Raw genomic sequence first — 19,125 nt, forward strand, 5'->3', positions numbered from 1 at the left:
CCGAATGGATCTTTTAGCTCAAGCCCGGATCAAGGGCGTTCAATCCGAATTCATTGATGCCCTCGGAAAGCTGCGGGTCACCGATCCCGTGGCCCTGAAGTCCATCCTCGATGCCCTGCCGGAGAAGCGGGTTTACCGCTTCGTCAGCGGGCCGGTGGTGATCCGCGCGCTCGGACATCCGCGCACGCAATTGGCGGCCATCGGCGCGCCGCCGCTGCGATGGAAACTGAGCGCAAACGGCAAATTGATCGCCCAGGGCGAGACGCGCGAGCCCGTGATCGCCTGGCCTGACGGCCTGCCGCTCGGCTATCACCGCCTGACGCTGACCGATGACAAAGGCGTGACGGAAGAGGTGCCGATGATCGTGGCGCCGGAGCGCGCCTTCGGCGGCGATTTCGACCGCGGCTGGCTGCTCGCCGTGCAGCTCTACAGCGTCCGCTCGAACCGCAATTGGGGCATCGGCGATTTCACCGACCTTGCCGACCTCGTGCGGCTCGCCAAGCAGCTCGGGGCCGACGGCGTCGGGCTCAATCCGCTGCACGTCCTGTTCGACGACCACCCGGCCGATTGCAGCCCGTATTCGCCGAACAGCCGGCTGTTCCTCAATCCGCTCTATATCGACGTCGAGGCCATTCCCGAATTCTCGGCTGATTTCGTGCCCGACGCAGCCGCGACCGCCGCCCGTCTGCGCGAAGGTGATCGCGTGCCCTATGCCGACATGGCGGCGTTGAAATGGCTCGCCTTGCGCGCCGCGTTCAACAGCTTCGTGACCAGCGCGAGCGAGGCGCGCCGCAAGGCGTTCGACGCCTTCCGCGCCGAGCGCGCGCCGCTGCTGTCGCGCTTTGCCTGCTTCGAGGTGCTGCGTCATCGTTTCAACGCCCCGTGGTGGGAGTGGCCGGTGGAATGGCAGCAGCCGGACGAGGCCAAATGCGCCGGGCTGCGCAATGGCCCCGACAAGCGCGAGGTCGAGTTCGTCGAATTCGTGCAATGGACGGCGGATAGCCAGCTGCATGCCGCCAAGGAGCTCGCCAGCCAGCTCGGCATGCGCGTCGGGCTCTATCTCGACGTCGCCGTCGGCGTGCAGTCCAACGGCTTCGATGCCTGGAACGAGCAGATGGCGATCTCGCGCCATCTCGCCGTCGGCGCGCCGCCCGACGTGCTCAACACCGTCGGCCAGGATTGGGGCCTTGCCGGCTTCAACGCCGGCGGGCTGGAAGCGCAATCCTTCGTGCCGTTCGCCGACATGCTGGCGGCCTCGATGCGCCATGCCGGCGCGATCCGGCTCGATCACGTGCTCGGCTTGAAGCGGCTTTATCTCGTGCCGCGCGGCTTCAAGCCCGATAACGGCGCCTATGTGCAGATGCCGTTCGAGGCGCTGCTCGGCGCCGTGGCGCGCGAGAGCGCGGCCCACAAATGCATCGTGATCGGCGAGGACCTCGGCACCGTGCCGGAAGGTTTCCGCGAGATGATGCAGGATTTCGGCATCTGGTCCTATCTCGTCATGATGTTCGAGCGCGACGATGCCGGCCATTTCCGCAACGTCGATCATTACCGGCCCAATGCGCTGGTCACGCTGAACACGCACGATCTGTCGACCTATGCCGGCTGGCGCTCCTTTGGCGATCTCAAGATGAAGCGTTCGCTCGGGCTCGATCCCGGCGAGAACGACCAGGCGCGCTGGGATGCGCTCGGCGCCCTCGACGAGATCCTGCGCCAGAACGGCATCAAGGCCAACGACCTCTATTCGGTGCTCGCCTTCCTGTCGCGCACGCCGTCGCGGCTGCTCGCGGTGTCGATGGAGGATCTGCTCGGCGTGATCGATCAACCCAACATTCCCGGGACGATCGACGAGCATCCGAACTGGCGCCAGCGCCTTCCCGTCGCGCTCGACAAGATCACCGCGAAGGTCGACCTCACGGCATTGCGAGCCGCGACGCGGGAACGCTCCTTGAACGGCGGGAGTTGACCGGCCGGGCTTCTCCAGGGTCGAACGACATTGTCTCAGAGGATCGAGGACTACGCGCTGATCGGCGATTGCGAGACCGCGGCGCTGGTCGGGCGCAACGGCTCGATCGACTGGCTGTGCTGGCCGGCCTTCGATTCCGATGCGTGCTTCGCCGCGATCCTCGGCACGCACAAGAACGGCCGCTGGCTGATCGCACCGAGCGAGGACGTCACCAGGACATCGCGGCGCTATCTTGGCGACACTCTCATCCTCGAGACCCGCTTTGAAACGAAGAGCGGCACCATCGCGCTGATCGACTTCATGCCGCCGCGCGGCAAGGCGTCCGACATCGTGCGGCTGGTGCGCGGCCTCGATGGCGCGGTGAAGATGCGGATGGAGCTCGTCATCCGCTTCGGCTTCGGCGCCGATATTCCCTGGGTGCGGCGGATCGATCATTCGCTGATGGCCATCGCCGGCCAGGATATGACCGTGCTGCGCACGCCTGTCGAGACTCGCGGAGAGGATCTGACCACGGTCTCCGACTTCGAGGTGAAGGCCGGCGAGACCGTGCCGTTCGTGTTGACCTACGGCCCTTCGCATCTCGATCCGCCCAAGCCGATCGACCCGGAGATCGCGCTTGGGGACACCGAGCAATTCTGGAAGGACTGGTGCGGCCATTGCACGCGTGACGGCGATTATCGCGACCTGATCATGCGCTCGCTGATCACGCTGAAGGCGCTGACGTTCGGCCCGACCGGCGGCATCGTCGCGGCGCCCACCACGTCCTTGCCGGAGAAGCTCGGCGGCAGCAGGAATTGGGATTACCGCTTCTGCTGGCTGCGCGATGCCACCTTCACGCTGCTGGCGCTGATGAACTCGGGTTACACCGAGGAAGCCTCGGCCTGGCACAATTGGCTGCTGCGTGCGGCGGCCGGCTCGCCGGCGAACATGCAGATCATGTACGGCATCTGGGGCCAGCGCCGGCTCCTGGAATGGGAGGCCGGCTGGCTCGACGGCTATGAGGGCGCAAAGCCCGTGCGCGTCGGCAATGCCGCGCATGCGCAGCTCCAGCTCGACGTCTATGGCGAGCTGATCGACGCCTTCCACCAGTCGCGCATGGCCAAGCTCAAGCTTGACGAGGAGACCTGGGCGCTGGAATGCGCGGTGCTCAATCATCTCGCCGAAGTCTGGGACCGGCCCGATCACGGCATCTGGGAGCGGCGCGGCGAGCCGAAGCACTATGTTTTCTCCAAGGTCATGACCTGGGTCGCGTTCGACCGCGGCATCAAGAGCGCCGAGACCTTCGGCTTCAAGGCGCCGTTGTTGCACTGGCGCACCTTGCGAGAAGCGATTCATCGCGACGTCTGCAACAGGGGATTTGACGCGGAGGAAAACGCCTTTGTCGAATCCTATGGCACGAAACTGCTCGATGCATCCGTGCTCCTACTGCCGGCGGTCGGCTTCCTGCCGGCGGACGATCCACGCATCCGCGGCACCATCGCGGCGGTCGAGACACGCCTGATGCGAGACGGCTTCGTGCTGCGGCACGATCCGCGCGAATTGCCCGCGGACCAGCCGCCGCTCGAAGGCGCGTTCCTGGCCTGCACGTTGTGGCTGGCTGATGCCCATGTGCTGTCGGGCGATCTGGACAAGGCGCAAGGCTTGCTCGACCGCGTAGCCGGCATCGCGAACGACGTCGGTCTCTTGGCCGAGGAATATGATTCAGTCGCCCGGCGCCAGACCGGAAATTTCCCGCAGGCGCTGACCCACATCGCTCTGATCAACACCGCGCAAAATCTGTCGGCGGCAAGGGAGAAGAGCGAGAAGCCGGCGATGCAGCGGTCGAAGTAGATCGGTGAGGCGGGCTCTTCACCTCTCCCGCTGGGGAGAGGTGGGTACGGAGCGGCAAGCGAAAGTTGAAGCCGTCAGCCTCAACCCACCCCATTCCGCTTCAAGATCATCTCCATCGCCTCGGCAAAACCGTCCTGCTCGTTGCTCGCGGTGACGTGCGTCGCCTGGTCCTTGACGTTGTCGGCGGCATTGCCCATGGCGATCGAGACGCCGCTGACCGCGAACATCGCGAGGTCGTTCTGCATGTCGCCGATGGTGGCGACGGCGCTGGTCGCAATCCCCAGGCGCCTGGCCATGGCTTCGACGAACGTGCCCTTGTTGAAGCCGGGCGGGGTGATGTCGAGATAATAGGTCTGCGAGCGCACGGCGGTGGCCTCAGCGCCGAGTGCGTCCTGCATCGCCTTCTCGCAAGCCGCAAGGCCGGCGGCATCGGCGCTGGCGCCGACGATCTTGCAGGCGCTGGCGAGATACGGCGAGAAATCCGTGACGATGGTGGGATCGGAGCGGATCGTATGCTGCTCGTGCGCGACGTACTTGCCGCCGGGATTGTCGATCAGCCATTTGTCGGTGGTGAAGAGCCAGATGTCGGCGCCGAACTCGCGAAGGATCTGCAAGGCGCGCTCGGCCGCTCCGGCCGGGATCAGATGCTGCTCGACCGGCCTCATCTCGGGATCGACAATCGAGGATCCGTTGAACGGGCCGACCGGCAGCCAAAGCGCCAGCGGCTCGATCAGAAAGCGCATGCCGATGGCGGGACGGCTGGAGGTGATGGTGAAGCCGATGCCGGCCTTGTGCAGCCGCTGCACTGCGGACCTGGCGCGCTCGGTCAGCGTCTTGTCCTTGGTCAGCAGCGTGCCGTCGACGTCGGAGACCACGAGTGAGATTTGCGTCATGGCAGGACCTAGCGTTCCTCTTGCCTCAGCGTTTCGCGCTGGCCAGTTTCAGTTGCCGCACGATGCCGTCGACGATCGCCTCCACGGTCTCGTCGATCGAGACAGTGATGACGTGCTCGCCCGCCTCCGGCGGCTCCAGCGTGTCGAACTGGCTCGTCAGCAGCCCGGGCGGCATGAAATGGCCCTTGCGCTGCGCGAGCCGTTCGGCGATCAGCTCTTTCGTGCCCTTCAGGAAGACGAAGCGGACGTCGTCGCGTCCGCGCAGCAGCACGTCGCGATAGGTGTGTTTCAGCGCCGAGCAGGCGATGATGATGTGACCACCTTGTCCGCAGACCCGCTCGATCTCGTCGGCGATGGCGTTGAGCCAGGGCCAGCGGTCCTCGTCAGTGAGGGGATGGCCGGCCCGCATCTTCTCGACATTGCTGGCGGGATGGAAGCTGTCGCCGTCCTCGAAACGCCAGCCGAGCCGCTGGCCGAGCGCTTCCGCGATCGTGCTCTTGCCCGAGCCCGACACGCCCATCACGATCAATGCACAAGGTACTTCAACGCCCGCCACGAATTCCCTCCGGAAGCGCGGCCCTGTCGACCAGCCAGACGGTCTCACCCTTCGAGCGCGCGCGTAACGCCGGCAGAGTCTCGCCATTGAGCAGGCGCGTCAAGATCGGTTGCTTGTCGTGGCCGGCAATCTCGAACAGCATTTCGTAGCACGACGCGAGGACGGGCAGCGTGAGCGACACCCGCGGCACGAAGGGCGCGACATTGGCCTTGGGCACCCCGACGACCCAGCGTTCGGTCTCCTCGATTTCGGGGAAGCCGGGAAACAGCGAGGCGGTGTGGCCGTCCGGTCCCGCACCCATCAGGACGAGGTCGAACAGCGGCCGCGCCTGATCGAGGTCTTCGGCGCCGTAAAAGGCCTGCAGCTCGCGCGCATAGGCCTCGGCGCTGCGATCGGGATCGTCGGCGGTGGTCGGGATCGGATGGACATGGCCGGAGGGCGCATCGCGGTCGAGAAACGTCGCGCGCGCGACCGCCATGTTGTTGAGAGGATCGCTCTCGGGAACGAAGCGCTCGTCACCGATGAACCAGTGCACGCGCTGCCACGGGATCTTGCCGCGATACGCATCGCTGCCGAGCAGTTCATAGAGCTTCTTCGGGCTGGAGCCGCCGGTGAGGCAGATTGCGATGCGGCCGGGATTGGCTGCGATCCGCGCCATCACCCGCTCTGCCGCGGACCGTGCCAGCGCCTCCGCGTCGGCGGCAACGATCAGCTTCGGCTGTGCTGTGCCCGTCACGAATATTTCCGCCAGCTTCGCCCGTCGCGCCGCAGCAACTCGTCGGCGCAGGCCGGCCCATCGCTGCCGGCTTCATAGGTCTCGATGCCGTTGGTGCCGGCGCTTTTCCAGGCGTCCAGGAACGGCTGCACCGCCTGCCATCCGGCCTCGATGCCGTCGGCCCGCTGAAACAGGATGTTGTCGCCGATCATGCAGTCGTAGATCAGCGTCTCGTAGCCGGTCGAGGGATCGGCCTGGAAATAGTCGCCGTACTTGAACTTCATCTCGACGCCGTCGATCGTGATGCTCGGCCCCGGGATCTTGGCGTTGAACTGAAGCTCGATGGTTTCGCTCGGCGCGATACCGATGGTGAGGAAGTTCTGCGACAGACGGTCGACGTCGGTCCCCGAGAACATGGACAACGGTGCCTGCTTGAACTTGATCGCGACCTCGGTGCGCTTGTGGCCGAGCGCCTTGCCGGTGCGCAAATAGAAGGGAACGCCGGCCCAGCGCCAATTGTCGATCATCAGCTTCAGCGCAACGAAGGTCTCGGTGGTGCTGCCGGGTTTGACGTCCTCGGTCTTGCGATAATCCGGGACATCCTCGTCGCCGACGCGGCCTGCGAGATATTGCGCGCGGACCGAGTTCTTCAGCGCATCCTCCCGGCTCGGCAACTGGATCGAGGTAAGCACCTCCGCCTTTTCGGAGCGGACCGAATGGGCGTCGAAGCGCGCCGGCGGCTCCATCGCGACCAGCGACATCAGCTGGAACAGATGGTTCGGCACCATGTCGCGCAGCGCGCCGGTGGCATCGTAGAAGCCGCCGCGATGGCCGACGCCGAGCTTCTCCTCGACCGTGATCTGGATGTGGTCGATGTGATTGCGATTCCAGATCGGCTCGAACATGCCGTTGGCGAAGCGCAGCACCAGGATGTTCTGCACCGTCTCCTTGCCGAGGTAATGATCGATCCGGTAGATCTGGTGCTCCTCCATGATCTTCAAGAGCTCGGCATTGAGCGCCTTCGCCGAAGCGAGATCGGTTCCGAACGGCTTTTCGATCACGAGGCGGCGCCAGGCGCCGTTCTCCTTCATCATGCCGGTGCGGCCGAGCTCGCGCGCGGTCGGCGCGAACGCAGCCGGCGGCGTGGCGAGGTAGAACAGCCGGTTGCCGCCAGTCTCCTGCGCGCATTCCAGCGAATCCAGGTGCTCGCGCAGGCGATCGAACGACGGCGGATCCTTCGGATCGGCCTCGACGAAGGTCACGCATTCCAGAAGTCGTTTGGCCGTGTCGTCGTCGATGGGACGCGTCGCGAACTCGCGCAGGCCCTTCATCAGGCTGTCGCGCAGCTCGTCATCGGACTGGCTCTTGCGGGCCACGCCGACGACGCAGAACTTTTCGGGCAACAGGTGCTCGGCTGCCAGATTGTAGAGTGATGGCATCACCAGGCGGTGAGTGAGATCGCCGGTCACACCAAAAATGACGAAGGCGCAATTTTCCGGCTTGCGCTTGGCTTGCGGGTCTTTTGTCACGAACGATTGGCCTTCGCTTGTTGCGTCTTATTTGGGCTTCGAAGCGCCCGGCTGCTTCGGCTCCTTGTGGCCGCCGAACCCCGCACGCATCGCGGAGAGAATTTTTTCGGCGAAGGTGTGTTCCCGGCGGGAACGGAAACGTGTGTAGAGCGCGGCGGTCAGCACTTCAGCCGGCACGGCCTCGTCGATCGCGGCATTCACGGTCCAGCGTCCCTCCCCGGAATCCTCCACGAAGCCGGAATATTCCGAAAGCTGCGGACTGTCGGCGAGCGCGGTCGAGGTGAGGTCGAGCAGCCAGGACGGGATCACCGAGCCGCGCCGCCACACTTCTGCGATGTCGGCGAGATCGAAATCGTAGCGATGATCCTCCGGCAGCGCCTCGATGTTGGCATTCTTGAGAATGTCGAAACCTTCGGCGTAGGCCTGCATCAGGCCGTATTCGATGCCGTTGTGGATCATCTTGACGAAGTGGCCTGCGCCGACGGGGCCGGCATGGATGTAACCCTGCTCGATGCGAGGATCGCGGCCATCGCGCCCCTCCGTGCGCGGAATGTCGCCCGCGCCGGGCGCGAGCGCGGCGAAGATCGGATCGAGCCGGTCGACGACGGCCTTCTCGCCACCGATCATCATGCAATAGCCGCGGTCGAGGCCCCAGACGCCGCCGGACGTGCCGACATCGACATAATGGATGCCGCGCGCCTTCAGCGCCTTGCCGCGGCGGACGTCGTCCTGCCAGAAGGTGTTGCCGCCGTCGATGATGACGTCGCCGTCCTGCATCACGCCCGCGATCGTATTGATCGTGGTCTCGGTGATGTGCCCGGCCGGCAGCATCACCCAGGCGGTGCGGGGGCGCTCGAGTTTCGAGATGAATTCCTCGAGCGTCGCCGAGCCGACCGCGCCGTCCGCGGCGAGGCCGGCGACGGCCTTGGCGTCCTTGTCGTAGACCACGGTCGAATGCCCGTGGCGCATCAGGCGGCGAACGATGTTGCCGCCCATTCGGCCGAGGCCGATCATGCCGAGTTGCATCTGCAATAATCCCTTAGTTCAGCGCGTCGTTGAGCGCCGCATTGAGTGCGGCGAGACCCTTCTTAAGGCCGCCCTTGAGGTGCACGCGCAGCGCGCGCCGGCCGCGTTCGGTGAGCACGTCGAAATCGCCGCGCGCCTGCGCCGCCTTGATCACGCCGAAGCTCGCCTTCTGGCCGGGCACCGCGAGATCCCTGGCGTCGTCTGCGGTGATCTGGAGGAACACGCCGCTGTCGGGCCCGCCCTTGTAGGCCTGCCCGGTCGAGTGCAGGAAGCGCGGTCCGAACTCGGCGCAGGTCGCGACCCGGCGTTTCTCGCGCACCTCGAGCCGCATGGCTTGAAGGGCGTCGATCGTCGCCTTGTCACGCGCGATGTAGCCGAGCAGGGCGACATAGTCGCCGTCGCCCGAGCGGGAGAGATGCGCCTTGAGCCAGGAGGTGAGATCGCCATTGGCGCCGGCGGCGCGCAGCGCCGTGGCATTGGCCTCGTCGGTGTAGAGGTCGGCTTCGTCCGTGCTGACCACCGGCTCCTCCGCCGGCAGCGCGCCGGTCTTCTCGAACGAGGCCGTCAGTTCGCGGGTCTTGATCTTGGCGGCTTCCACGTCCGGCTGGTCGAACGGGTTGATGCCGAGGATCGAGCCTGCCACCGCCGTCGCCATCTCGAAGCGGAAGAACTCCTGGCCGAGATGGTCGACCGACTTCATGACGATGCGCACCACGGGGTGGCCGGCCGCTTCGATCGCGGCAAGCTTGGAGTCATGGGCAGCGTCCGCCTCGCCCTCGATGCGGATGTCGATGAAGAGCCGGTCGTTGCCATAGACCGCGGGATCGCCCAGCGGCTCGCCCTCGATCGGGATCAGGCCCTTGCCTTCCTTGCCGGTCGATTCCGCGATGAGCTGCTCGGCCCAGGCACCGAAATCGGCGATCTTCTTCGAGGCCAGGATCGTCACCTTGTCGCGGCCTTCGAGGCCGGCGTGGCCGATGGCGAGGCCGAGCTGCACGCCCGGGTTCTCGCTCGGCGGCACGTCCGGTCCGCAGGAGCGGGCCATCGCCAGGGCATGCTTGATGAAGGTCTTGACGTCGATGCCGGCCGTTGCCGCCGGCACCAGGCCGAACGGTGACAGCACCGAATAGCGGCCGCCGATCGAGGGCTCGCCATGGAAGATGCGGGCGTAGTTCAGCTTCTTCGCCGCCTTCTCGAGCGACGAGCCCGGGTCGGTCACCGCGATGAAGCGATGGCCGGTCTTCACCGTCGGCCCGACCGCCTTGGCCACCTGCGCATGGAAATAGTCCTTCATCGCATTCGGCTCGGTGGTGCCGCCGGACTTGCTGGAGACGATGAACACGGTGCTGGCGATGTCGATCTTCGCTTCCATCGCGCGGACCTGGGCCGGATCCGTGGAGTCAAGCACGTGCAGTTTCGGGAAGCCGGGCTTCTTGCCGAACGTCTCGGCCAGCACCTCGGGGCCCAGGCTCGATCCGCCCATGCCGAGCACGACGGCATCGGAGAATTTCTGGCCCTTCACGCGCCCCGCATAGTCTTCGTAATCGGCGACGTCGGCCTTGGCGGCACTGTCGAGCCAGCCGAGCCATTTGTCCTCATCCGCGCCGGTCCAGACCGATTTGTCGCGCTGCCAGAGCCTGCGGATTTTCGCGGACGCCCGCCATTCCTCGGTGCTCTCAGCCACGGCCTTGCCGAGCCCGTCACCGAGCGAAAGCTGCTGCCGGTCGAGCGCCGGCCCGAGCACGGTGGCGCGCTTGTGCGCGACCGCGCCGTAGAGCTTGTCGGCGGCATCCGCGAACAGCTTGACGCCGTCCTTGACCAGCTCCTCGGTGATGGCGTCGAGCGAGATCCCGGAACGCTCCAGCTCTTCCAGCACGCGGCGAGCGTCGTCGACGTTCTCTTCCAGGCTGTCGCGCGGCTTGCCGTGGTCGCGGAATGCATCGAGCGTTGCCGGGGGCACGGTGTTGATGGTGTCGGGGCCGATCAGCTCCTCGACATAGAGCACGTCGCTGTAATCCTTGTTCTTGGTACCGGTCGAGGCCCACAGCATGCGCTGGGGCCTCGCGCCCTTGGCGGCGAGCTTGTCCCAGCGGGGACCCGAGAACAGGCGCTTGTAATCCTGGTAGGCGAGCTTGGCGTTGGCGATCGCGACCTTGCCCTTCAGCGCGGCGAGCCGCTCCTTCTCAGACGGGTCGTTGGCGCGGGCGATCTTCTCGTCGAGCTGCTTGTCCACGACTGCATCGATGCGGCTGACGAAGAAGCTCGCCACGCTCGCGACATGCGATGGATCGCCGCCGCCGGCGACGTATTTTTCGAGGCCTGCGATGTAGGCTTCGGCCACTTCCAGGTAGACCGCCTTGGAGAACAGCAGCGTGATGTTGATGCTGATGCCGTCGCCGATCAGCGTCTCGATCGCGGGCAGGCCTTCCGGCGTCGCCGGCACCTTCACCATCAGGTTCTTGCGGTCAACGTCCTTCCACAGCCGCCGCGCCTCGGCCACCGTGCCTGACGTGTCCATGGCCAGATAGGGCGAGACCTCCAGGCTGACATAGCCGTCGCCGCCCTTGAGGCGGTCGTAGACCGGGCGCAGCACGTCGGCGGCGTTCTGGATGTCCTCGACCGCGACGGCCTCGAACAAATCGGCCACGGTCCGGTCGCCGCGCTTCAGCGCCTTGCCGATCGGGGCGTCGTATTCGTCCGAGCTGCCGATCGCCTTCTCGAAGATCGAGGGATTGGAGGTGACGCCCTTGACGCCGTCGGTGTCGATCAGCCGCTTCAGGTCGCCCTTGGCGATGAAGCCGCGCGCGAGGAAGTCCAGCCAGACGGCCTGGCCGTGCTTTTCCAGTTCTTTGACGGGATTCATGATGCTTATTTCTCTCCAAGCCTGCGGGCGAGGGGTTTCCGCGCCGGTCCTGACGCGCTATCCTCTAACGTACATGCTCCCCGGAGGGAACCAATCAAGGGTCCAGGCGTCATACCCTCCAGTGTAACTCCGTCGCGATCATGGCGATCCGGGCGGCAGTAGCTGTTGTTCCGTAAAAAGTCGTTGGCCGAAGGTTCGGCCGTTGCGTAACGTCGGCCGCTTCGTTGGGTTAGCCAGTGGCTGGGTGGAGTGCCATCAGCGGATCAGGGTCCGTCTGGTGCATCGTGGCTCGGTCGCGAATGGCCATGCTGGGGCAAAGCATGTACGCACAATCTGACGATCTCCCCTTCGCCGGCAGTCTGCAGCCGGCCGCGCCCGCCGGAAGCGTCGACGCATCCCGCGATCTCGAAATCAGCCCCTGTGCGACCCCGCTGCGACTGCTGGTTGCGGCGGGCTTTGCCATGACCCTGCTCAGCGCCAGCCTCGCCTTCGACTGGTGGGATGGTCTTGGCGATTACGACACGATGGTCGGATTTGCCGGCGTTGTGGTGTTCGCCTTGCTGACGATCCGGCTGATCTGGATGCTTCCCACCGAGCGGGGACCGGTGGTGGTGGTCACGCCCTACGGCATCCGCGATCTCCGCATCGGTAATGAATTTCTGCCGTGGGATTCGATTGCGGAGATTTCGGCTGAAGAACGCGGCGGTTACAAGATGATCGTGCTGACGCCGACGCCGGGCTTGCGGCGCCAGCTCTGCAGCATCCGCAATTTGGCCCGCGGTGCGCAGAACAATCGTATCGTGATCCGGTCCGAGGGGCTGGCGGCCGATTTTGATACAGTGCTGCGCGCCTGTCGCGACTGTCACAATGCTGCCGGCAGTCCGCGCACCGCATTGCAGCAGGAAGATGAACGCGGCGCCCAAGGCACCCAAGGCACCCAAGGCACCCAAGGCTTCGCCGTACAAGCGTCATAAGATCGCCGCGCGCCGATCGCTATGCTGCGGTGCCGGATGGACTCATCCCCGGTAACGCCCGGATGTTGCGACCAAGTGACAATTTCTGGAAATGAGCCAATATAGACAGAGATTCGCACAAATTACGGGCAGGTGCCTGTTCGTAACTCAGCGACTGCCTACGTTGTGCGTTGCGTCGTGTTGGCACCAGGGTGTCCAATGAACGTCATGTGCTCACGCTGATTCGAAACGGCCTGAGGAACGGTCCGGTAACTGCTTTCGTTTCAGCTTGTGGCGGAACTCACGCGGAGAGGGATCATGTACAACGATTCTCTATTCAACGCTTTCGCTCGGTCGTTCGAGGCGAGAAGCCAGCACGACATGTCGATGGCGGAATACCTGGAATCGTGTCGAAGCGATCCCATGAAATACGCGAACGCGGCCGAACGACTGCTAGCAGCGATCGGTGAACCCCAGACGATTGACACGGCCAAGGACCCACGCCTTGGCCGTATTTTTTTGAACCGCACGATCCGGACCTATCCGGCCTTCGCCGGCTTCTACGGCATGGAAGAAACCATCGAGCGCATCGTCGGTTTCTTCCGCCATGCGGCGCAGGGCCTCGAAGAGCGCAAGCAGATCCTCTATCTGCTCGGCCCGGTCGGCGGCGGCAAATCCTCGCTCGCCGAGCGGCTGAAGTCGTTGATGGAAGTGCACCCGATCTACGTGCTCAAGGCCGGCGACGAACTTTCGCCCGTGTTCGAAAGTCCGCTCAGCCTGTTCGATCCCGATCAGCTCGGCCCGATGCTGGAGGAGAAGTACGGCATTCCGCGCCGCCGTCTCACCGGCCTGATGAGCCCGTGGTGCTACAAGCGGCTGGAAGCCTTCGGCGGTGACATTTCTCAGTTCCGCGTCGCCAAGATCCAGCCGTCGCGGTTGCGCCAGATCGGCATCGCCAAGACCGAGCCCGGTGACGAGAACAACCAGGACATCTCCTCGCTGGTCGGCAAGGTCGACATCCGCAAGCTCGAGACCTTCGCGCAGAACGACCCGGACGCCTACAGCTATTCCGGCGGCCTCAACCGCGCCAACCAGGGCGTGCTCGAGTTCGTCGAGATGTTCAAGGCGCCGATCAAGATGCTGCATCCGCTGCTCACCGCGACGCAGGAAGGCAACTATATCGGCACCGAGAACATCGGCGCGATCCCGTTCACCGGCGTGATCCTCGCGCACTCCAACGAGGCCGAGTGGGCGAGCTTCAAGGCCAACAAGAACAACGAGGCCTTCATCGACCGCATCTGCGTGATCAAGGTGCCGTACTGCCTGCGCGTCACCGAAGAGCAGAAGATCTACGAGAAGCTGATCCAGGGCTCCGAGCTCGCATCGGCGCCTTGCGCGCCCTCGACGCTGGAGACGCTGGCGCGGTTCTCGGTGATGTCGCGCCTGCGCAAGCACGAGAACTCCACGATCTACGCCAAGATGCGGGTCTACGACGGCGAGAGCCTGAAGGAATCCGATCCGAAGGCGCGCAGCGTCCAGGAATATCGCGACGCCGCCGGCGTCGACGAGGGCATGGACGGCGTCTCCACCCGCTTCGCGTTCAAGATCCTGGCTGCGACCTTCAACCACGACCCGCAGGAGGTCGCCGCCGACGCCGTGCATCTGATGTACGCGCTGGAGCAGTCGATCCGCCGCGAGCAGCTGCCGGAGGAAGTCGAGAAGCGCTATCTCGAATTCATCAAGGCGGATCTGGCGCCGCGTTATGCCGAGTTCATCGGCAACGAGATCCAGAAGGCTTATCTGGAATCCTACTCGGATTACGGCCAGAACCTGTTCGATCGCTACGTCGACTATGCCGACGCCTGGATCGAGGACCAGGACTTCAAGGATCCGGACACCGGCCAGCTGCTCGATCGCGAGCTTTTGAACCAGGAACTGACGAAAATCGAGAAGCCGGCGGGTATCGCCAACCCCAAGGACTTCCGCAACGAGGTCGTCAAATTCTCGTTACGCTCGCGGGCCCAGAACGGCGGCAAAAATCCGACCTGGACCTCCTACGAGAAGATTCGCGACGTGATCGAAAAGAGGATATTCTCCCAGGTCGAGGACCTGCTTCCGGTCATCTCCTTCGGGTCGAAGAAGGACGGCGAGACGGAGAAGAAGCATGGCGAGTTCGTCGCACGCATGGTGGAGCGCGGCTACACCGAGCGTCAGGTTCGCCGGCTCGTCGAATGGTACATGCGCGTGAAGCAGGCCGGTTGAGGCGGATGGGAGGCGAATGGTCAAGTGCCCATTCACATTATTGACAGGCGCCTGAATCCAGGCGGCAAGAGTCTTGAGAACCGCCAGCGGTTCTTGCGTCGGGCCAAATCCCTGGTGCAGGGCGCCGTCAAGAAGACCTCGCAGGAACGCGACATCAAGGACGTCCTGGAGGGGGGCGAAGTCACGATCCCCCTCGACGGCATGCACGAGCCGCGATTCCGCCGCGAAGGCGGAACGCGCGACATGGTGCTGCCCGGCAACAAGAAGTTCATCGAGGGCGATTATCTGCAGCGCTCCGGCCAGGGCAGTGCCAAGGATTCCGGTCCCGGCGAAGGCGACAGCGAGGACGCGTTCCGCTTCGTGCTCTCCCGCGACGAGTTCGTCGATCTCTTCCTCGACGATCTCGAGCTGCCGGACCTCGCCAAGCGCAAGATCGCGCAGACCGAGAGCGAAGGCATCCAGCGCGCCGGCTACACCACGTCGGGCTCGCCCGCCAATATTTCAGTAAGCCGGACGGTAAGGCTGGCGCTGGCGCGCCGCATCGCGCTCAAGCGTCCCCGCAAGGACGAGATCGAGGAGCTGGAAGCCGCGATCGCCGCATGTACCGACGAGGACGAGCGTGAGGTGCTGCTCGCCCAGCTCGAAAAGCTGAAGGCGAAGACCAAGCGAATTCCCTTCATCGATCCGCTCGACATCCGCTACCGTCGCTTCGAGACCGTGCCGCGGCCGGTGGCGCAGGCGGTGATGTTCTGCCTGATGGACGTGTCGGGCTCGATGTCCGAGCACATGAAGGATCTCGCCAAGCGCTTCTACATGCTGCTCTATGTGTTCCTGAAGCGCCGCTACAAGCATGTCGAGATCGTCTTCATCCGCCACACCGATCGCGCCGAGGAGGTCGATGAGCAGACCTTCTTCTATGGCCCGGCCTCGGGCGGCACGCTGGTCTCCAGCGCGCTGCAGGCGATGCACGAGATCGTGCGCGAGCGCTTCAATCCGTCGGACTGGAACATCTATGCCGCGCAAGCCTCCGACGGCGACAATTCCTATTCCGACGGCGAGCTCACCGGCATGCTGCTGACCGACAAGATCCTGCCGGTCTGCCAATTCTTTGCCTATCTCGAGGTCGGAGAATCCGGCGGCAGCGCCTTCGATCTCTCCGATTCCTCGCTCTGGACCCTCTATGAACGCCTGCGCAACAGCGGCGCGCCGCTCTCGATGCGCAAGGTCTCGGAACGCAGCGAGATCTTTCCGGTGTTCCACGATTTGTTTCAGCGTCGCGAGACTGCCCAGGAGAAAGCCGCTCCATGACGGAACGATTGTTCGAAGGCGCGGATTGGGACTTCCACACCTTGCAGCGCATCACCGATGCCTGCGAGGAGGTGGCGCTGGGGGATCTCGGGCTCGACGTCTATCCGAACCAGATCGAGGTCATCACCGCCGAGCAGATGCTGGATGCCTACTCCTCCGTCGGCATGCCGCTGTTCTACAAGCACTGGTCGTTCGGCAAGCAGTTCGCCTATCACGAGGCGTCCTATCGCAAGGGCCTGATGGGGCTTGCCTATGAGATCGTGATCAACTCCTCGCCCTGCATCTCCTATCTGATGGAGGAGAACACGGCGACGATGCAGACGCTGGTGATCGCGCACGCTGCTTTCGGCCACAACCACTTCTTCAAGAACAACTACCTTTTCAAGCAGTGGACCGACGCCGACGGCATCCTGGACTATCTCGACTTCGCCAAGAATTACGTCATGCAATGCGAGGAGCGTTACGGCCGCACCGAGGTCGAGCGCACGCTGGACGCGGCGCATGCACTGATGTCGCACGGTATCGACCGCTATCCGGGCAAGAAGAAGCTGGATTTGCGCGAGGAAGAGAAGCGTGCCGGCCGTCGCCGCCAGCACGAGGAGGAAGTCTTCAACGACCTCTGGCGCACCGTGCCCAAGGGGGCGTCGAAGACCCGGTCAGCGATTTCCCTCGAACGGCGCCGCAAGCTGCTCGGCCTGCCGCAGGAAAACCTGCTCTATTTCCTGGAGAAGAGCGCGCCGCGCCTCGCGCCATGGCAGCGCGAGCTGCTGCGCATCGTCCGCCACATCGCGCAATATTTCTATCCGCAGAGCCAGACCAAGGTGATGAACGAGGGGACGGCGACCTACGTCCACTATCGCATCATGACCAAGCTGCATCAGCAAGGCCGCATCACCGACGGCAACTTCCTCGAATTCCTGGGCTCGCACACCAACGTGGTGTTCCAGCCCGAGTTCGACGATCCGCGCTTCTCGGGCTTCAATCCCTATGCGCTCGGCTTTGCGATGATGCAGGACATCGAGCGTATCGTCACCAGTCCGTCGGACGAGGATCGCGAGTGGTTCCCTGATATCGCCGGCAAGAACGACGTGATGGGAGTCTTGCGCGACGTCTGGGCCAATTACCGCGACGAGAGCTTTATCGGCCAGTTCTTGAGTCCCAAATTGATGCGGCACCTCCGCATGTTCCACCTGCACGACGATCCCGAGGAGCGCGCCGGAATCCGCGTCGATGCCATCCACGACGAGCGTGGCTTCCGCCGCGTGCGGCGCGAACTGGCGCGGCAGCACGATGTCGGCTACATCGACGCCAACATCGAAGTGGTCGACGTCGATCTCTCCGGCGACCGCCGGCTGATCCTGCACCACCACGTCATCAAGGGCTCGCAGCTCAACGAGACCGACGCCAAGCGGGTGCTGCAGCACCTCGCCGATCTCTGGACCTACGACGTCGCGCTGATCGAGGTCGACGCGAGCGACAAGGTCCTGCGCGAATACGTCGTGAGCCCGCGCCCGATCGCGGCCGCGGTGGCGTGAGGCGGGCGGCCACACGGAGAGATGCGCGTTGATGTGCCCTCGCCCCTTGTGGGAGAGGGCAGCGACGCCGGCAGATACAAGCTCACTTGGGTGAGGGGTATCTCTCGACATCCCCAGTGCCGATAGATACCCCTCATCCGGCGCTTCGCGCCACCTTCTCCCACAAGGGGAGAAGGAAAAGGATCGCGGACACCGGCTGCTCTATGGCGATCGCTTCTTCGCCGGCTTCTTCTTGCTCGCATTCAGCTCCACCGCCGCGCGGATCAGCGCCTTCAGCGCCTTCTCGTTGATCTTCTCGCCCTCGCGAATGTCGATCGCGCGCCGCACGTTGCCGTCGAGGCTGGAATTGAACAGGCCGGCCGGATCCGCCAGCGCCGCACCCTTGGCGAAGGTCATCTTCACCACTTCCTTGTAGGTCTCGCCGGTGCAGATGATGCCGTCGTGCTCCCACACGGGGACGCCGCGCCATTTCCATTCCTCGACGACATCAGGGGCGGCCTCCTTGATCAGGCCGCGGACCCGCGCCAGCGTCTCGCCGCGCCAATCGCCGAGCTCCTTGATCCTGCCGTCGATCAGCTTGGCGGGCGAGGCTCCCTCCGTCGCCTTCGCCGCGCTCGTCTTCGCCACCGCCTTCTTCATGACCTTGCCTCGCCCCGCGCGCCGCGTCGGCCGAGATAAGGCAGGGCGAACAGATACAGGCCGGTCGCGAGCAGCGGGATCAGCGGCACGAGCGCCAGGAAGCCGATCCAGGCGGCATCGAGCTGCATGATCATGGCGCCGATGTTGGCGATCACCGCGATGGTAAAGGCCATGGACAGCCAGCGATGGGTTTGTCGGATCCACATGGTCAACGGACCTCCTTTGCAATGATCGAAACGGACGTGCTCACGCACCTCGCGCCAGCACCTCGTCCAGCTTGGTGAAGAACTGCTTCCAGCCGGCATGCGCGCCGCCATAGGCCTGCTTCTGCGTCGGGCCGAAGCCGGCCTGCTCGACGCGCAGATGCGTGCCCGCACCGGTCGGTGTCAGCGTGAAGGTCACGACGCTTTTGAGGTCGAACGCCGCATCCTCATGCGAGAAATTCCAGGTGTAGGCGAGGCTCTTCTGCGGCTCGATGGTGAGCACCTCGCAGTCCAGCACACCGCCCCATTCGCCGCGAAGATTGAAGCGATGGCCGACCGATGGCTTGAAGTCGTTCTTCATCAGCCATTCCTCGATCAGATGCGGCTGCGTCAGCGCGCGCCAGAGCCGCTCGGGCGGAAAGGCAAATTCACGCTCGACGACCACGGAGCGCGTCTGGCTTGAGGCTTCGTTCATTGGTCCATCCTCTTCAGGAGATCGTCGAGCGCGTCGAGCCGCTTCTGCCAGAAGCCGGCCATCTGGCTGGTCCAGTCGACCAGCGGATCGAGTGCGCCGGGCAGCGCGCTGTAATGGGTTTGCCGTCCTTCGTGGCGGTCACGCACCAGGCCGGCCTGCTTCAGCGCGCCGAGATGTTTTGACACCGCGGGCTGCGACACCCCGGATCGTGCCGTCAGCGCCCCGACCGTCTGCTCGCCCTCGCGGCACAGCCGCTCGAAGATCGCCCGCCTTGTGGGGTCGGCGAGCGTCCTGAACAGGAGATCGGGGGCGGGGGACATGGCAATCCATAACCGAGAAGTTATGGATAAATTCATAATCTTGGAGTTATGG

16 protein-coding genes are annotated in these 19,125 nt (G+C 64.4%); 6 read left to right on the plus strand and 10 right to left on the minus strand.

The genetic code is table 11. The features are described from left to right. The first annotated feature begins 4 nt into the window (after window positions 1-4). Both malQ and SE92_RS30150 read left to right on the plus strand, forming a co-directional pair. Window positions 5-1,966 (plus strand): 4-alpha-glucanotransferase, encoded by a 1,962-nt coding sequence (gene malQ, locus SE92_RS30145; RefSeq protein WP_063201717.1) that lies wholly within the window; start codon window positions 5-7, stop codon window positions 1,964-1,966. 30 nt (window positions 1,967-1,996) lie between these two features. Then, on the plus strand, window positions 1,997-3,796 hold the full coding sequence (locus SE92_RS30150; RefSeq protein ID WP_063201720.1) for a glycoside hydrolase family 15 protein: 1,800 nt from the start codon (window positions 1,997-1,999) through the stop codon (window positions 3,794-3,796). A gap of 80 nt (window positions 3,797-3,876) precedes the next feature. Here SE92_RS30150 and SE92_RS30155 read toward each other — a convergent pair whose 3' ends face one another. From SE92_RS30155 to SE92_RS30180, 6 genes are read right to left on the minus strand one after another with little or no spacing between them, the layout of a single operon-like run. Continuing rightward, window positions 3,877-4,689 (minus strand): Cof-type HAD-IIB family hydrolase, encoded by an 813-nt coding sequence (locus SE92_RS30155; RefSeq protein WP_063201723.1) that lies wholly within the window; start codon window positions 4,687-4,689, stop codon window positions 3,877-3,879. 25 nt (window positions 4,690-4,714) lie between these two features. Next, a complete protein-coding gene (locus SE92_RS30160; RefSeq protein WP_063201726.1) occupies window positions 4,715-5,245 on the minus strand; it encodes a gluconokinase in 531 nt (176 codons plus the stop codon). Beyond that, a complete protein-coding gene (pgl, locus tag SE92_RS30165) occupies window positions 5,232-5,981 on the minus strand; it encodes a 6-phosphogluconolactonase (RefSeq protein WP_063201729.1) in 750 nt (249 codons plus the stop codon). The genes SE92_RS30160 and pgl overlap by 14 nt, the downstream gene beginning before the upstream one ends. Beyond that, the gene (gene zwf, locus SE92_RS30170; RefSeq protein WP_063201733.1) at window positions 5,978-7,489 is read right to left on the minus strand and encodes a glucose-6-phosphate dehydrogenase; all 1,512 of its coding nucleotides are present in this window, start codon (window positions 7,487-7,489) and stop codon (window positions 5,978-5,980) included. Before zwf ends, pgl begins: the two co-directional genes overlap by 4 nt. A gap of 27 nt (window positions 7,490-7,516) precedes the next feature. Further along, on the minus strand, window positions 7,517-8,515 hold the full coding sequence (gnd, locus tag SE92_RS30175; RefSeq protein WP_063201736.1) for a phosphogluconate dehydrogenase (NAD(+)-dependent, decarboxylating): 999 nt from the start codon (window positions 8,513-8,515) through the stop codon (window positions 7,517-7,519). A 13-nt stretch (window positions 8,516-8,528) separates the two neighbouring features. After that, a complete protein-coding gene (locus tag SE92_RS30180; RefSeq protein WP_063201739.1) occupies window positions 8,529-11,378 on the minus strand; it encodes a bifunctional transaldolase/phosoglucose isomerase in 2,850 nt (949 codons plus the stop codon). A 299-nt stretch (window positions 11,379-11,677) separates the two neighbouring features. Here SE92_RS30180 and SE92_RS30185 point away from each other — a divergent pair, with 299 nt between their 5' ends. The 4 genes from SE92_RS30185 (at window position 11,678) to SE92_RS30200 (ending at window position 17,436) form a co-directional block, all read left to right on the plus strand. After that, window positions 11,678-12,352 (plus strand): hypothetical protein, encoded by a 675-nt coding sequence (locus tag SE92_RS30185; protein ID WP_063201742.1) that lies wholly within the window; start codon window positions 11,678-11,680, stop codon window positions 12,350-12,352. 297 nt (window positions 12,353-12,649) lie between these two features. After that, complete coding sequence (locus SE92_RS30190) at window positions 12,650-14,593, plus strand: PrkA family serine protein kinase (protein WP_063201745.1); 1,944 nt, start codon at window positions 12,650-12,652, stop codon at window positions 14,591-14,593. Window positions 14,594-14,623: 30 nt separating this feature from the next. After that, window positions 14,624-15,901 carry a YeaH/YhbH family protein gene (locus SE92_RS30195; protein ID WP_198172961.1) on the plus strand — a complete coding sequence of 426 codons (1,278 nt, stop codon included), beginning with the start codon at window positions 14,624-14,626 and terminating at the stop codon, window positions 15,899-15,901. Further along, window positions 15,898-17,436 carry a SpoVR family protein gene (locus SE92_RS30200; protein ID WP_063201751.1) on the plus strand — a complete coding sequence of 513 codons (1,539 nt, stop codon included), beginning with the start codon at window positions 15,898-15,900 and terminating at the stop codon, window positions 17,434-17,436. Before SE92_RS30195 ends, SE92_RS30200 begins: the two co-directional genes overlap by 4 nt. 201 nt (window positions 17,437-17,637) lie before the next feature. On the opposite strand, the gene SE92_RS30205 is transcribed toward SE92_RS30200, so the two are convergent. From SE92_RS30205 to SE92_RS30220, 4 genes are read right to left on the minus strand one after another with little or no spacing between them, the layout of a single operon-like run. Then, complete coding sequence (locus SE92_RS30205; protein ID WP_063201754.1) at window positions 17,638-18,075, minus strand: DUF1801 domain-containing protein; 438 nt, start codon at window positions 18,073-18,075, stop codon at window positions 17,638-17,640. Continuing rightward, window positions 18,072-18,281 (minus strand): hypothetical protein, encoded by a 210-nt coding sequence (locus tag SE92_RS30210; RefSeq protein ID WP_157095746.1) that lies wholly within the window; start codon window positions 18,279-18,281, stop codon window positions 18,072-18,074. Before SE92_RS30210 ends, SE92_RS30205 begins: the two co-directional genes overlap by 4 nt. A 40-nt stretch (window positions 18,282-18,321) precedes the next feature. Then, on the minus strand, window positions 18,322-18,753 hold the full coding sequence (locus tag SE92_RS30215; protein WP_063201759.1) for an SRPBCC family protein: 432 nt from the start codon (window positions 18,751-18,753) through the stop codon (window positions 18,322-18,324). Further along, window positions 18,750-19,073: an ArsR/SmtB family transcription factor gene (locus SE92_RS30220; protein WP_063201762.1), complete on the minus strand. Its 324-nt coding sequence runs from the start codon at window positions 19,071-19,073 to the stop codon at window positions 18,750-18,752. Before SE92_RS30220 ends, SE92_RS30215 begins: the two co-directional genes overlap by 4 nt. Window positions 19,074-19,125 lie beyond the last annotated feature (52 nt).

The sequence above is a fragment of the Bradyrhizobium sp. AT1 genome, assembly GCF_001590795.1.
Classification (GTDB): Bacteria; Pseudomonadota; Alphaproteobacteria; order Rhizobiales; family Xanthobacteraceae; genus Bradyrhizobium.